The organism is Cellulomonas sp. ATA003 (assembly GCF_031582905.1).
Classification (GTDB): domain Bacteria; phylum Actinomycetota; class Actinomycetes; order Actinomycetales; family Cellulomonadaceae; genus Pengzhenrongella.
Window position 1 is genome coordinate 2,250,197 of the sequence record NZ_CP133990.1, and the last position, 13,763, is coordinate 2,263,959.

General features: G+C 75.0%; 13 protein-coding genes and 3 pseudogenes. 11 read left to right on the forward strand and 5 right to left on the reverse strand.

Going from position 1 to position 13,763, the window contains the following annotated elements; all coding sequences use genetic code 11:
• Positions 1–29: 29 nt before the first annotated feature.
• Positions 30–2,111 carry a 3-hydroxyacyl-CoA dehydrogenase NAD-binding domain-containing protein gene (locus REH70_RS11160; RefSeq protein ID WP_310747254.1) on the forward strand — a complete coding sequence of 694 codons (2,082 nt, stop codon included), beginning with the start codon at positions 30–32 and terminating at the stop codon, positions 2,109–2,111.
• A gap of 16 nt (positions 2,112–2,127) precedes the next feature.
• Here the strand turns inward: REH70_RS11160 and REH70_RS11165 are convergent, their stop codons facing one another.
• Positions 2,128–2,292, reverse strand: a complete 165-nt coding sequence (locus REH70_RS11165; protein ID WP_310747256.1) for a hypothetical protein — start codon at positions 2,290–2,292, stop codon at positions 2,128–2,130.
• A 110-nt stretch (positions 2,293–2,402) separates the two neighbouring features.
• Between REH70_RS11165 and REH70_RS11170 the strand changes: the two genes are divergently transcribed.
• The 4 genes from REH70_RS11170 (at position 2,403) to REH70_RS11185 (ending at position 4,596) form a co-directional block, all read left to right on the forward strand.
• A complete protein-coding gene (locus REH70_RS11170) occupies positions 2,403–2,900 on the forward strand; it encodes a DUF2975 domain-containing protein (protein WP_310747257.1) in 498 nt (165 codons plus the stop codon).
• The gene (locus tag REH70_RS11175) at positions 2,900–3,118 is read left to right on the forward strand and encodes a helix-turn-helix transcriptional regulator (protein ID WP_310747258.1); all 219 of its coding nucleotides are present in this window, start codon (positions 2,900–2,902) and stop codon (positions 3,116–3,118) included. Before REH70_RS11170 ends, REH70_RS11175 begins: the two co-directional genes overlap by 1 nt.
• A gap of 113 nt (positions 3,119–3,231) precedes the next feature.
• Positions 3,232–3,810 carry a helix-turn-helix domain-containing protein gene (locus REH70_RS11180; protein WP_310747259.1) on the forward strand — a complete coding sequence of 193 codons (579 nt, stop codon included), beginning with the start codon at positions 3,232–3,234 and terminating at the stop codon, positions 3,808–3,810.
• 156 nt (positions 3,811–3,966) lie between these two features.
• Positions 3,967–4,596: an SRPBCC domain-containing protein gene (locus REH70_RS11185; protein ID WP_310747260.1), complete on the forward strand. Its 630-nt coding sequence runs from the start codon at positions 3,967–3,969 to the stop codon at positions 4,594–4,596.
• 39 nt (positions 4,597–4,635) lie between these two features.
• On the opposite strand, the gene REH70_RS11190 is transcribed toward REH70_RS11185, so the two are convergent.
• Both REH70_RS11190 and dxs read right to left on the reverse strand, forming a co-directional pair.
• Positions 4,636–5,229 carry an MOSC domain-containing protein gene (locus REH70_RS11190; RefSeq protein WP_310747261.1) on the reverse strand — a complete coding sequence of 198 codons (594 nt, stop codon included), beginning with the start codon at positions 5,227–5,229 and terminating at the stop codon, positions 4,636–4,638.
• A gap of 7 nt (positions 5,230–5,236) precedes the next feature.
• Positions 5,237–7,117: a 1-deoxy-D-xylulose-5-phosphate synthase gene (dxs, locus tag REH70_RS11195; protein ID WP_310747263.1), complete on the reverse strand. Its 1,881-nt coding sequence runs from the start codon at positions 7,115–7,117 to the stop codon at positions 5,237–5,239.
• Between the two features lie 161 nt (positions 7,118–7,278).
• Between dxs and REH70_RS11200 the strand changes: the two are divergent.
• The 6 genes and pseudogenes from REH70_RS11200 to REH70_RS11225 form a co-directional block, all read left to right on the forward strand.
• Positions 7,279–8,725 (forward strand): annotated as a pseudogene (locus tag REH70_RS11200) (GuaB1 family IMP dehydrogenase-related protein).
• Between the two features lie 7 nt (positions 8,726–8,732).
• Positions 8,733–9,451 (forward strand): annotated as a pseudogene (locus REH70_RS11205) (NUDIX hydrolase).
• A gap of 5 nt (positions 9,452–9,456) precedes the next feature.
• Positions 9,457–10,344 (forward strand): aminoglycoside phosphotransferase family protein, encoded by an 888-nt coding sequence (locus REH70_RS11210; RefSeq protein ID WP_310747265.1) that lies wholly within the window; start codon positions 9,457–9,459, stop codon positions 10,342–10,344.
• A gap of 160 nt (positions 10,345–10,504) precedes the next feature.
• The gene (locus REH70_RS11215; protein WP_310747267.1) at positions 10,505–11,404 is read left to right on the forward strand and encodes a DUF4349 domain-containing protein; all 900 of its coding nucleotides are present in this window, start codon (positions 10,505–10,507) and stop codon (positions 11,402–11,404) included.
• An 85-nt stretch (positions 11,405–11,489) separates the two neighbouring features.
• Positions 11,490–11,885, forward strand: a complete 396-nt coding sequence (locus tag REH70_RS11220; RefSeq protein WP_310747268.1) for a type II toxin-antitoxin system VapC family toxin — start codon at positions 11,490–11,492, stop codon at positions 11,883–11,885.
• A gap of 70 nt (positions 11,886–11,955) precedes the next feature.
• Positions 11,956–12,336 (forward strand): annotated as a pseudogene (locus REH70_RS11225) (rhodanese-like domain-containing protein); the annotation flags it as partial.
• A 148-nt stretch (positions 12,337–12,484) separates the two neighbouring features.
• Here REH70_RS11225 and REH70_RS11230 read toward each other — a convergent pair.
• A complete protein-coding gene (locus REH70_RS11230) occupies positions 12,485–13,132 on the reverse strand; it encodes a dihydrofolate reductase family protein (RefSeq protein ID WP_310747270.1) in 648 nt (215 codons plus the stop codon).
• A 133-nt stretch (positions 13,133–13,265) separates the two neighbouring features.
• Positions 13,266–13,715 (reverse strand): DUF1801 domain-containing protein, encoded by a 450-nt coding sequence (locus REH70_RS11235; protein WP_310747272.1) that lies wholly within the window; start codon positions 13,713–13,715, stop codon positions 13,266–13,268.
• Between the last annotated feature and the right edge of the window lie 48 nt (positions 13,716–13,763).

The following is a 13,763-nucleotide window of genomic DNA, read 5'->3' on the forward strand; positions in this document are numbered from 1 at the left end:
CCCGGCCCGAGCGCGTCACGCGCGCGCTCGTGCGCGACGTCGAGCTGCCCGGTGGCGCCGGCGTCCTCGCGCTCGTCACGCTCGACAACGGGCTCGACCACACCAAGCCCACGACCCTCGGTGCGGCCGGGATGGCCGGTCTGCAGGACGCCCTGCAGGCGGTGCGCCGACGCGCCGACGCGGGCGAGATCGTCGCCGTCGGCATCACCGGCAAGCCGTACTTCCTCGCGGCCGGCGCCGACCTCACCGCGGTCGCGGCGATCGCCGACCGCCGCGACGCTCGGGCGATCGCCGAGCTCGGCCACGCCACCCTGCGGATCCTCGGCGAGATGGGCGTCCCGACGTTCGCCTACGTCAACGGCGTCGCGCTCGGCGGTGGCCTCGAGGTGGCGCTGCACTGCACGTACCGGACCGTCGCCGCGGACGTCACGGCGATCGCGCTGCCCGAGACCTTCCTCGGGCTGGTCCCGGGGTGGGGCGGCTGCACGCTGCTGCCCCGGCTGGTCGGCGTCCGCCGCGCGCTCGACCTCATCCTCACCCGTCCGCTCGCGAACAACCGGATGACCAAGGCGGCCGAGGCGGTGGAGCTGGGCCTCGCCGACGTGCTCCTGCACCCGGCCGACTTCCTCGAGCAGTCGCTGGTGTGGACCGCCGACGTGCTCGCCGGGCGGGTGCAGGTCGCCCGCAGCCCGTCCGACGCGGGGCCCGACGACGACGCCACGTGGGACGCGACGATCACCGCCGCCCGCGCCGCGCTCGACGCCCGCCTGCACGGGGCCAAGCAGGCCCCGTACCGCGCCCTCGAGCTCGTGGCCGGGTCCCGCACGGCGGACCGGGACACCGCGTTCGCCGCCGAGGACGACGTGCTCACCGACCTGCTCATGTCCGACGAGCTGCGCGCCGGCCTCTACGCGTTCGACCTCACGACCCGCAAGGCGCGCAAGCCCGCCGGTGCGCCGTCCGAGGACCTCGCCGTGCCGGTGCGCTCGGTCGGCATCGTCGGCGCCGGGCTGATGGCCGGTCAGCTCGCGGTGCTGCTCGCCCGCCGGCTGCGGGTGCCGGTCGCGCTGCGCGAGGTGGACGACGAGCGGGTCGCGGCGGGGCTGGCCGGGGTGCGGTCCCTCGTCGACGGCATGGTCGCCAAGGGCCGGCTCTCGGACGCCGAGGGCAACCGCGTCCTCGCGTCGATCACCGTGAGCACCGACCTGTCGACGCTCGCCGGCGCCGACCTCGTCATCGAGGCGGTCACCGAGGTGATGGCGATCAAGCAGCGCGTGTTCGCCGAGCTCGAGGACCTCGTCGGCGAGCACACCGTGCTCGCCACCAACACCTCCGCGCTCTCGGTGACCCAGATGTCGGCACACCTGCGCCGGCCCGAGCGCGTCGTCGGCCTGCACTTCTTCAACCCCGTCGCCCAGATGCCGCTCATCGAGGTCGTGCGCACCGCGTCGTCGTCCGACGCCGCGGTCGCCACCGCCTTCGCCGTCGCCAAGGCCCTCGGCAAGACGGCCGTCGGCGTCGCCGACCGGCCCGGCTTCGTCGTCAACCGGCTGCTGCTGCGGATGCTCGCCGAGGTCGCCGCGGCCGTGGAGTCCGGCACCCCGGTCGGCGTGGCGGACGTCGCGCTGCGCCCGCTCGGTCTGCCGATGGGGCCGTTCGCGCTCATCCAGCTCGTCGGGCTGCCGGTCGCGCTGCACGTGCTGCGCTCGCTGCACGAGGACCTCGGGGACCGGTACCCGCTGTCCCCCGGGCTCGAGCGCCTCGCGTCCGAGGGGCGCCGGGTGGTGCCCGTCCCCGACGGTCGCGGCGCCGAGCACGCGGTCGACCCGGCGATCCAGGACGTCTTCGGCTCGCCCGGGCGCCCCGGCTCCCTCGACGCCGACGGCGTGCGCGACGCCGTCCTGGCCGGGCTCGCGCAGGAGATCGGGCTCATGCTCGACGAGGGCGTCGTCGCGTCACCGGAGTCGATCGACCTCGCGATGATCCTGGGCGCCGGCTGGCCGTTCCACCTCGGCGGGATCACGCCGTACCTCGACCGCACCGGGACGTCCGAGCGCGTCCTCGGGCGCCGCCTGCTCGCGCCCGGGGTCGCGGACGTGCCGCGCGGCTGAGCGGGCGACGGAGCGCTCAGGGCCGCCGGCGGCGGCGGCGCGCGGTGCGCACCGCGAGCCAGACCGCCCCGGCGGCCAGCAGGACCCCCAGGCCCTGCAGGCCCGGCGAGTCGTCCGCGCCACCGGCGACGACGGCGGCGGCCCCGACCGCGAGCAGGAGGACGGCGAGGACGTAGGGCACAGGAGGACCTCTCGGTGGCGGACCGGCGGTGGGCACGCGCCGCGGGCCATCGAGTGTCGCGCAATCTCTATCGTTCGTCATTCGATGCCGAAGCCGTCGATACTCGGGGCATGACACTGACGCGCACGGTCGTGGTCCTCCTGCGAGTCCTCCTGGTGCTGCTGTTCGCCGCCTGCGTCGTGGGGCAGACGCTCGCCGTCCCGGGGCAGTTCGCGGACATCGGGCAGGGATCGGTGGACCTCACCTACCTGCGCTGGCCGCTCACCACCATCGGCGTGCTCGGGCTGCTGTGCGTCGAGGTCGTCATCGTGTGCACCTGGAAGCTGCTGACGATGGTGGAGGCGGACCGCATCTTCAGCACCGCGGCCTTCTCCTGGGTCGACGGCATCGTCTGGGCGGTCGCGGCCGCCTGGGTCCTGCTCGCCGGGACGTCGGCATGGCTGATCGCGATCATGCTGGCCACACCCGAGCTGCGGGACCCGGGGGCGCCCATGCTGCTGCTGGGGCTGGTCCTGGTGGGCGCCGTCGCGGTCATGCTCATGGTGGTCCTGCGCGCGCTGCTGCGGCAGGCCGCCGTCCTGCGGACCGACATGGATGCGGTGATCTGATGGCCATCGTCGTCCGCATCGACGTCGAGCTGGCCAAGCGCAAGATGAGCGTGGGCGAGTTCGCCGACCGGGTCGGCCTCACGCCGGCCAACGTGGCGGTGCTCAAGAACGGCCGCGCCAAGGCGGTGCGGTTCAGCACGCTCGAGGCGATGTGCCGAGTCCTCGACTGCCAGCCCGGGGACCTCCTGGAGTGGGTCGACGACGACGTCGCGCCCTAGCCGCGCGCGGCCGGCCTCGCAGAGTCGGCCCGGCGACGCGCCGCCGACGCCGGGCGACCGCGTCGTCGACCCGACCCTTGACAACAATAGTTGTCGGGGCCACGGTGGGGACCGTGCAGGACGTCGAGGTCATCGAAGACGCGGTGGCAGCCGCCGCCGCGCTGGATCCTGTCCGGGCCCGACTGCTCGGTGAGCTCGTCGTCCCTGCCTCCGCCGCCGGGCTCGCCACCCGGGTCGGCATCGCGCGCCAGAAGGTCAACTACCACCTCAAGGCGCTCGAGGCCCACGGTCTGGTGGAGCTGTCCGAGGAGCGCCGGCACGGTGGCATCACCGAGCGGGTGCTGCAGGCGTCGGCGGCGTCGTACGTCGTGTCCCCGGCGGCGGTGAGCGCGTCCGCGGCCGACCCGGACGCCACCGCCGACCACCTGTCGGCGGGCTACCTCGTCGCGCTGGCCGGTCGGCTGGTGCGCGAGGTCGGCGCGCTGGTCCGCCGAGCCGGCGCGTCCGGCAGGCGCCTCCCCACGTTCACCATCGACACGCAGATCGGCTTCCGGTCGGCCGCCGACCGGGCCGCCTTCGCGGACGACCTGACCGCCGCGGTGCTCGACCTGGCCGCTCGCCACCACCACGACGACGGGCGCCCGTACCGGCTCGTCATCGCCGCCCACCCACTCGTCGAGGAGGACGCATGAGCACGATCCCGGACGTCCCGTACCACCTGGAGTTCAGCGTCGAGGTCCCGGGCACCCCGGAGCAGGTCTGGCAGGCCATCGCCACCGCCCGGGGCATGAGCGCCTGGTTCGTGCCGACCGAGATGGAGGAGCGCGAGGGGGTTCCTGCACTTCTCCATGGGCCCGGAGATGGGCTCGGACGGCCGGGTCACCGGCTGGGACCCGCCGCGCCGCCTCGCCTACGAGGAGGACTGGGCCGCCCTCATGGGCCAGGACCCGGACGCGCTCAGCCCGCTGACGTCGGAGTTCGTCGTCGAGGCGCAGTCCGGCGGGACCTGCGTCGTGCACGTCACGAGCAGCGGCTTCGGGACCGGCGCGGACTGGGAGTCGGAGTTCTGGGCGGAGATGGGCGCCGGCTGGATGCCGTACTTCGACACCCTGCGCCTCTACCTCACGTACTTCCCCGGCCAGGAGGCGACCCCGCTGGACGTCAGCGCCTCCCATCCCGGCGACGCCGAGGCGCTGTGGGGTGCCGCGCGCGACGCGCTCGGGCTCGGCGGCGAGGGAGCGGCGTTCAGGGTGCTCGGCACCACCGGCACGGTCGCGCGGGTCGGCGAGCGGCAGGCCCTGGTCCGGCTCACCGCACCGGTGCCCGGGATGCTCAGCGTCTACACCTACGGCGAGGGCGACGGCACGGCGACGGCGGGCGTGCGGGCGTACCTGTTCTCCGCCGATGCCGCGGACTACGTGCGGCGCGAGGAGTCGGCCTGGCGTGCGTGGCTGCAGGGGCTCCCCGTCTCGGCCTGAGCCCGCTCCGACGGCGCTCCACGCCGGCGGACCGGCGGGTCACGGCAGCCGTGACGGCAGTCGGCGGACCGCCTCCCCGGCCCGGGCCGGGTCGAGCGGCACCGGGCTGACCAGCCACGCCGGACCGCGGTGCAGCGTCCCACCGGCCAGCACCCCGCAGCGCACCCCGCCCCGCCCCCGCATCGCCGCGTGCGCGCCCGGCGCCAGCACCCGGTCCATCCACACGCACGGGTTCGCCGGCCGGCCGACGCGCAGCCGCACGGAGCCGGCCGGGGTCCCACCCACCCCGCCCGACTCCAGGACGACCTCCTCGCCGAGCAGCGGCGCGAGCTGGGCGCCGCGCAGCACGACGTTGCGGCGGGTCAGCAGGGGGTCGAAGGGTTCGGCGCCGAGGTCGGCGGCGATGGCCTCGAGCGCCTCGACCGCGAACAGGGTCACGGCGGCGTCCATGTGGGCCGCCTTGCCGTAGAACCGGTCACCGACGATGCCCTTGCCGGCGACCAGCTCGGCGCTGTCGGCGTCCGTCGTCGGGACGTCCACGGCGCCGTCCCTGGGGCGCCCGAAGTACGCGTGCTCGGGGGACACGAGCAGGTGCAGGACGTCGACCTGGTACCGGTGGCCGTCGGTCGTCACGCGTGGCTCAGCGCGCGGCGGCCAGCGCGGTCACCACGTCCCGCGCGATGTCCTGCGGGCGCAGCCGCAGCTGTCCGACGATCTGGTCGCGGGTCGCGTGGTCGAGGAACCCGAGCGGGATGCCGATGGACTGCACCGGGGTGGCGACGCCCGCCTCGCGCGCCCGCTGCCCCAGGAGCGCCCCCACGCCGCCGTCGACCAGCCCGTCCTCGACGGTCACCACGTGCGTGTGCTCGCCAGCCATCTTGACCAGCGCGGGCGGGACCGGCAGCACCCACCGGGGGTCGACCACGGTGACCCGCAGGCCGTGCGCCGCGAGGAGGTCGGCCGTCTCCAGGGCCGTGGGCACCATCGCGCCGACACCGACGAGGAGCACCTCGGGCGCACCCGGCTCGCCCAGGCGCGCCAGGACGTCGACACCGTCGACGTGCTCGAGCGCCTCGATCGGATCGGTCAGCGCGCCCTTCGGGTACCGGACGACGCTCGGGGCGTCGTCGATGTCCACCGCCGTCCGCAGGACGTCCCGCAGCGTGGGCTCGTCGCGCGGTGCGGCCAGGTGCAGCCCGGGCACCACGGAGAGCATCGCCATGTCCCACATGCCGTTGTGGCTCGCGCCGTCGTCACCGGTGATGCCGGCGCGGTCGAGCACGAAGGTGACGCCCGCGCGGTGCAGCGCGACATCCATGAGCACCTGGTCGAACGCGCGGTTGAGGAAGGTCGCGTACACCGCCACCACCGGGTGCAGGCCGGCGAACGCCATGCCCGCGGCGGACGTCGCCGCGTGCTGCTCCGCGATGCCGACGTCGAAGGTGCGGGTGGGGAACTCCGCCGCGAACGGGGCCAGACCTACCGGCGCGAGCATCGCCGCGGTGATCGCGACGACGTCGGGGCGCCGCCGGCCGATGTGGACCATCTCGTCGGCGAACACCTTCGTCCAGCCGAACCGGGACGGCGCGATCGGCAGCCCGGTCTCGGGGTGGATCTGCCCGACGGCGTGGAAGCGGTCGGCGACGTCCTGCTCGGCCGGGGAGTACCCGCGGCCCTTCTCGGTCATGACGTGCACGATGACCGGCCCGCCGAAGGCCTTGGCGCGGGTCAGCGCGTGCTCGACGGCGAGCTCGTCGTGCCCGTCGATCGGCCCGACGTACTTGATGCCGAGGTCCTCGAACATGCCCTGCGGCATGACGACGTCCTTGAGGCCCTTCTTCAGCCCGTGCAGCCACTCGTAGGCGAACCGGCCGGGCATGCCCGTGCGGTGCAGCGCGCGCTTGCCCCAGTCGAGGAAGGTCTCGTACCCGCGCGTGGTGCGCAGGGTGTCCAGGTGGAAGGCGAGCCCGCCGATCGTCGGCGCGTAGGAGCGGCCGTTGTCGTTGACGACGACGACGAGCCGGCGGTCGTGTCCCTCGGCGATGTTGTTGAGGGCCTCCCACGCCATGCCGCCGGTCAGCGCGCCGTCGCCGATCACGGCGACGACGTGCCGGTCGGTCAGGCCGCGCACGACGTTCGCCTTGGCGATGCCGTCCGCCCAGCTCAGCGCGGTGGACGCGTGGGAGTTCTCCACGACGTCGTGCACGGACTCGGCCCGGCTCGGGTACCCGGACAGCCCGTCGCGCTTGCGCAGCGCGGAGAAGTCCTGGCGGCCGGTGATCAGCTTGTGCACGTAGGCCTGGTGACCGGTATCGAACACCATCGAGTCGCGCGGTGAGTCGAACACCCGGTGCATGGCCAGCGTGAGCTCGACGACGCCGAGGTTGGGGCCCAGGTGGCCGCCGGTCCGGGAGACCGACTGGACGAGGAAGTCGCGGATCTCCGCGGCGAGCCGGTCCACCTCGGCCGGGGTGAGCCGGCGCAGGTCGGCCGGGGTCCCGATCTGGGCGAGCAGGCCCATGACGTGTCCTCTCAGGGCGTCCGGTGTGGCGACGTCGCCGCACCGGGACGGGTGTACCGGCGCGGTGGCGACCCCCAGTCTAGGTCGCGCTCCCCTTCGCCGCGCCCGGCCGTGCTGTGACGCGCCGCGACCCGTCGCGCACCGTTCGTAGACTGGCGCCCATGCGTTTCCTGCCCGGCCACGAGCCGACCTCCGACCTGACCTACGGCGACGTCTTCCTCGTCCCGTCCCGCTCGGAGGTGACGTCCCGGTTCGACGTCGACCTGTCGACCGTGGACGGCAGCGGCACCACGATCCCGGTGGTCGTCGCCAACATGACGGCCGTCTCCGGGCGCCGGATGGCCGAGACGGTGGCGCGCCGCGGGGTCTGGCCGTCATCCCGCAGGACATCCCGGGGGCCGTCGTCGCGGAGGTCGTCGAGTCGGTCAAGTCCCGGCACACCGTCGTCGAGACCGCCGTCGTCGTCGCCCCGACCGACACCGTGCACACCGCGCTGACCCTCATCGGCAAGCGGTCCCACGGCGCCGCCGTCGTCGTCCACGACGGCCGGCCGGTGGGCGTGGTCAGCGAGGCGGACTGCGGCGGCGTCGACCGCTTCACCCAGGTGGGCGAGGTCATGACGGCCGACCCGACGGTCGTCGAGGCCGACGTGCTCGCCGGCCCGGGCGGCCTGGAGGCCGCGTTCGAGCGGCTGCACGCGTCCCGGCGCCGCTTCTCCCCGTGGTGGACGACGGCGTCCTGGTGGGCGTCCTGACCCGGACCGGCGCCCTGCGCTCGTCGGTGTACACCCCGGCCGTCGACTCCGGCGGGCGGCTGCGGATCGCGGCCGCCGTGGGCATCAACGGCGACGTGCGCGCCAAGGCCGCCGCGCTGCTCGAGGCGGGCGTCGACGTGCTCGTCGTCGACACCGCGCACGGTCACCAGCGCAAGATGCTGGACGCCGTCGCCGCGGTGCGCAGCCTGTCCCCCGACGTCCCGGTGGTCGCCGGCAACGTCGTCACCGCCGAGGGCACCCGCGACCTCGTCGCGGCGGGTGCGGACATCGTCAAGGTCGGCGTCGGTCCCGGTGCGATGTGCACGACCCGGATGATGACCGCCGTCGGCCGCCCGCAGTTCTCCGCGGTGCTCGAGTGCGCCGAGGAGGCCCGGCGCCTGGGCAAGCACGTGTGGGCCGACGGCGGGGTGCGGCACCCGCGGGACGTCGCACTCGCGCTGGCTGCGGGGGCGTCGCAGGTCATGGTGGGGTCCTGGTTCGCCGGGACGCACGAGAGCCCGGGCGACCTGCACGAGGACGGCACCGGGCGGCTGTACAAGGAGAGCTTCGGGATGGCGTCGGCGCGCGCGGTGGCTGCGCGCACCCGCGGTGGCTCGGCCTTCGACCGGGCCCGCAAGGGCCTGTACGAGGAGGGCATCTCCAGCTCGCGGATGTACCTGGACCCCGAGCGTCCCGGCGTCGAGGACCTGCTCGACCGGATCACCTCCGGCCTGCGGTCGGCGTGCACCTACGTCGGGGCGGCGAGGCTCGAGGAGCTCGCGGAGCGGGCCGTCGTCGGCATCCAGTCCGCGGCGGGGTACGACGAGGGTCGACCGCTCCCCGCCGGGTGGTGACCGCGGCATGAGCGACGGCGTCGGCCCGGGTGCTCCGCCGGTGGGGCAGCAGGGCCCGCCGGCGACCACGGCGGCGGCGCGCGAGCAGCTCGCCGCGCTCGCCGCACGCGGAGTGCGCTGGGACGCCTTGTCCCGCACCGCCGGACCGTCCCCGCGCCCCGCTGCCGTGCTCGTGCTCTTCGGGGTCCTCGACGCGCGCCCCGGCCTGCACCCGACCCGTGCCGTCCCGGCCGACCTCGACGTCCTCCTGGTCGGCCGGGCCACGACGTTGCGCCACCACTCCGGTCAGGTCGCCTTCCCGGGTGGGCGGGTCGACCCCGACGACGCCGGCCCCGAGGCCGCGGCGGTGCGCGAGGCGGTCGAGGAGACGGGCCTCGACCCGGACGGGGTCGAGGTGCTCGGCACGCTGGGGCAGATCGCCGTCCCGGTGAGCGACCACCTCGTCACCCCCGTCCTCGCGTGGTGGTCGACGCCGTCGCCGGTCGGCGTCGTGGACGTGGGCGAGTCGTCGCACGTGTTCCGCGCCCCCGTCGCCGACCTCCTCGACCCCGCCCACCGCCGGGTCACCGAGCACCGCGTCGGAGCCGTGGTGCACCGCTCCCCGCCTTCCTCGCCGGTGAGCACCTCGTGTGGGGGTTCACCGCCATCGTGCTCGACCGCGTCTTCGACGCCCTCGGCTGGACCGAGCCGTGGGACCGCCGCCACGCGGTCCCCGCGCCGGTCTGAGAACGGTGGCGACCCGCCCGGCCGCCGAGGTCGACGTCACTCCCGCGCTCGTCCGGGCGCTGCTGCGCGAGCAGCACCCCGACCTGGCGGACCGGCCGCTCGCCGTCGCGGCGTCCGGGTGGGACACCGTGGTGCTGCGCCTGGGTGACGACCTCGCCGTCCGGGTCCCGCGCCGCGCGAGCGCCGACGCGCTCGTCCGGCACGAGCAGCGGTGGCTGCCCGGGCTGGCCGCCCGGCTGCCGGCGCCCGTGCCCGTCCCGGTGCGCGTGGGCCGTCCGTCGCCGGCGTTCGCGTGGTCGTGGAGCGTCGTCCCGTGGTTCACCGGACGTCTCGGCGGGCTCGTGCCCCGCGCGGGGCGCAGTGCGCTCGCCGGCCCGCTCGCCGCCGTGGTGGCCGCCCTGCACACCCCGGCACCCGGCGACGCGCCGCACAACCCCGTGCGCGGCGTGCCCCTGAGCACGCGCGACCGTGCGGTCCGCGAGCGGCTCGCCACCGGGGCGGTGCCCGACGCCGACCGCGTGCTCGCCCGGTGGCGGGACGCGCTCGACGTCCCGCCGTGGTCGGGCCCGCCGCTGTGGCTGCACGGCGACCTGCACCCGGTGAACCTGCTGGTCGCGCCGGACGGCGGGCTCGCCGCCGTGCTCGACTGGGGTGACGTGACGGCCGGCGACCCGGCCACCGACCTGGCGACCGCGTGGCTGACGTTCGACGCCGCCGGGCGGCGCGCGTTCCGCGCCGGGGTCACCGCGGCGAGCGGGCCGGACGACGCCACGTGGGCCCGCGCCCGCGGGTGGGCGCTGTGCATGGCGTCGGCGATGCTGGCGCACTCCGACGACGACCCGGTGATGCGGGCCGTGGGGCGCGCGGCGATGGCGCAGGTCCTCGCCGACTGAGCAGAGGACGGCGCAGGCCCGGCGGAGGTGCCGGCGCAGGTCACGGCACGGGCCCGGCGCAGGTCACGGAACGGCACCGGATCGCGACGGCGGGCCACGATCCGATCACGGACGCCCCGGCTGATGTCACGGACGGTCACCGCCTTCCTACGGTGGCGTCATGAGATCCGTCGTCGCCGTCGTCGGCCTGCTGCTCCTGCTGCTCACCGGCTGCACCGCCGGAGGCAGCTCGGACGCCGCCGGGTCCGCCGACGGATTCGGACAGGACTCCGCCGGCGCCTCCGAGGAGGCCATGGCGCAGAGCGACACCGCGGGCTCCGGGGAGGTCGGCGGCGACCTCGGGGCCGTGGCCGCCGACGAGGCACGCCAGGTGATCACCGAGGGCACCGTGGCGATGACCGTCGAGGACCCGCGCACCGCCGTCCAGGACGCCGCGGCGCTCGTCGAGCAGTCCGGGGGCCGGGTCCAGGAGCGGGTCGAGCATGCGGGGTCCGACGACCGGCCGGCATCCGCGCGGCTCGTGGTCCGGGTGCCGGCCGCGGGGCTGACGCCGGTGCTCGCCGAGCTCGAGCGCCTCGGCACCGTCGACGACGTCCAGCTCCGCAGCACCGACGTGACGGGTCAGGCCCAGGACCTCGACGCCCGGATCCGCGCCCTGCAGATCTCGGTGACCCGGCTGGAGGACCTGCTCACGCGAGCGGAGTCGACGGCGGACCTGGTCGCCGCGGAGAGCAGCCTCACCCAGCGGCAGTCCGACCTCGAGCAGCTGCAGTCGCAGCGTGCGCGGCTCGCCGACCAGGTCGAGATGTCGACCCTCGCGCTCGAGCTCCGCGCCGACGACCCCACCCCGGTGCTCGAGCCGGCCGGGTTCTGGGGCGGCCTGGTGACCGGGTGGGAGTCGCTGGTCACCGCGCTGTCCGCGGCGCTGCTCGTCGCCGGGGTGCTGCTGCCGTGGGCCGCGGTGGCCGCCGTGCTGCTCGTGCTCTGGCTCGCGGTGCGGCGCCGGCGCCGCCGGCGATCGGGGCCCGTGGCGCCACCCGCGAACGCCCCCGCGACCTGACCCGCCCGTCCTGCTCGGCGGACAGACCCACGGCGACCCGCCCGACCCCTTAGGATCCTTCCGTTTCGCGACCCAAGGAGAAGCCGTGACCAAGTTCGTCGTCGATGCCAGTGCCGTCCTCCATCTCGCGGCGGAGGGGATCACCGTCGGAGCGGAGCACGAGCTGCTCGCCCCCACGTTCCTGCGCTCGCAGGTCATGTCGAACCTGCACGAGGCCGTGCAGCGCGGCGAGCTGAGCGACGAGGTCGCCCGTGAGCGCCTCGCGCAGGCCAACAAGATCAAGGTCCGCATGCTCGGCGACGCCCCGATGCGCCGCCGCGCGTGGGAGGTCGCGGACCGCCTCGGCTGGTGGGAGACCCTCGGCGCCGAGTACGTCGCGCTGACCGAGCTCCAGGGCGACGCGCTCGTGACCCTCGACGGCGACTTCGCCCGCGCGCTCGACGGCGTCGTCACGCTGGCGTCGGTCGACGACCTGCGCTGACCCGACCATGACGCCGCCGGCGGGCCCGGCGCCTGCTGACGGCGCCGGTCCGCTGGTGACGCTCGGCGCCATGTGTCCCGAGGGTGCCCGGAGCGCGCCGAGGCCGGAAGGCCCGACGACCGCCTCGATCGACCGCCTCCTCGCCCAGGCGCGCGCCGGTCTGGATCGCGTCGACGCCCGGTCGCTGGGCGAGGAGGTCGCGGCCGGGGCGCTGGTGGTGGACACGCGTCCCGTCGAGCAGCGGCTCAGGGACGGTGCCCTGCCCGGTGCCGTGGTCGTCGACCGCAACGTGCTGGAGTGGCGGCTCGATCCGACCAGCCCTGACCGGCTGCCCGAGGCCGACGACCCCGGCCGGCGGATCATCGTGGTGTGCAACGAGGGCTACAGCTCGAGCCTGGCGGCTGCGACCCTGCGTCAGCTCGGCTGCGTCCGCGCGACGGATCTGGTCGACGGCTTCCAGGGTGGCTGCGCGTCGGCGGTCGGCCGGAGGCGCCGCTGCCGTGAGCGCGGCTACGGTCGAGACGTGGTTCGCGGCTCTGTACCTGGTGCGCAGGCGACGGCGGTACCCGACCCGCCTCGCCGAGACCTCGCGGGCGTGCTCAGTCCTGTCTCTCGGTGCCGCGATCGGGTGAGGTCATGTCGCCGGTCTCCGGGGTGCCCGGGGCGAGCCCGTAGCGCAGGTACACGGTGCCCTGAGGGCTGGCCATCGGCGGTTGCAGGAGCGTGAGGTTCGTGGGCACGGCGCCGTCGTGGAAGACCTTCTTCCCCACGCCGAGCAGGATCGGGTGCACCCACAGATCGAGGCGGTCGAAGAGCTGCCCGCGGAGAAGGGTCTGGACGAGGTCGAGGCTCCCGACGACCTTGACGTGCTCGTGGCGGTTGCGGAGCTCACGGACGGCGCTGGTCAGGTCCGCCCCCAGGAGGGTCGAGTTGGCCCACGAGAGGTCCGGGGTACCGCGGGACGCGACGTACTTCGGCACGCGGTTGAAGAGCGCGGCGAAGTCGTCGTCCGCACCGCCCTGCTGGTGCGGCCAGTAGGCGGCGAAGATGTCGTACGTCCGGCGGCCCAGCAGGAGGGCGTCGGTGCCTTCGTACGCGGCGTCGACCTGCGCGGCGGCGACGTCGTCGAGCAGTGGCGCCTGCCACCCGCCGAACGAGAACCCGCCCTCGCGGTCCTCCTCCGGACCGCCGGGCGCCTGCCCGACGAAGTCCAGGGTCACGAAGAGCTCGATGTCGATCCGTCCCACGGCACACTCTCCCGACGAGGTCGTCCTGGTCGATGAGGATGACTCGCCCGCGCCGGGGAACTCATCGCTCAGGCGGCGCTGCGCCCAGGAGCGAGGCCGCGGCGCCGTGCCGTGTCGCGGCTGCGGCGCGCCGTCACTGCCCCGCCGGCCAGGTGCGCGTGGTGGTCACCTCGTACGACCGCCGCACCATCCCCTCCAGGACCGCCAGGTCGACCGTCGACAGGTCCTTGAGGTACAGGCAGGACTTGCCCAGCGAGTGCGGTCCCAGGCGCGCGAGGTCGTCGGTGTACGCGTCGAAGCCGTCGGCGAGGTAGACGGTCGTCGACGCCTTGCGCGGGGAGAAGCCGACCGCGCTGGCGTCCCCCTCACGGCCGGACTCGTACACGTAGTGGTACGAGCCGAAGCCGACGATCGACGGGCCCCACAGGACCGGCGGCTGACCGGTCGCGCGAGCCATGAGCTCGACGAGCGTCTCGGCGTCGCGCCGCCGGACGTCGTCGGCCACCGCGGCGACGAACGCGCCGACGTCGTCCGGGGTGGGCACGGTCTTCACCGAGGGCTGGGTGCGCTTCGTCGTCGTCATGCCGACCAGTCTCCGCCTACCCACCCACACCGGCCCAGCCCCGGGCGC

Excerpts from the sequence above, each read along its gene's own strand:
- REH70_RS11185 (WP_310747260.1), top strand. The coding sequence starts at position 3,967 with ATGGGCCCGGAGATGGGCTCGGACGGCCGGGTCACCGGCTGGGACCCG.
- dxs (WP_310747263.1), bottom strand. The coding sequence starts at position 7,117 with ATGGGCCTGCTCGCCCAGATCGGGACCCCGGCCGACCTGCGCCGGCTC.
- REH70_RS11235 (WP_310747272.1), bottom strand. The coding sequence starts at position 13,715 with ATGACGACGACGAAGCGCACCCAGCCCTCGGTGAAGACCGTGCCCACC.
- REH70_RS11170 (WP_310747257.1), top strand. The coding sequence starts at position 2,403 with ATGACACTGACGCGCACGGTCGTGGTCCTCCTGCGAGTCCTCCTGGTG.
- REH70_RS11175 (WP_310747258.1), top strand. The coding sequence starts at position 2,900 with ATGGCCATCGTCGTCCGCATCGACGTCGAGCTGGCCAAGCGCAAGATG.
- REH70_RS11215 (WP_310747267.1), top strand. The coding sequence starts at position 10,505 with ATGAGATCCGTCGTCGCCGTCGTCGGCCTGCTGCTCCTGCTGCTCACC.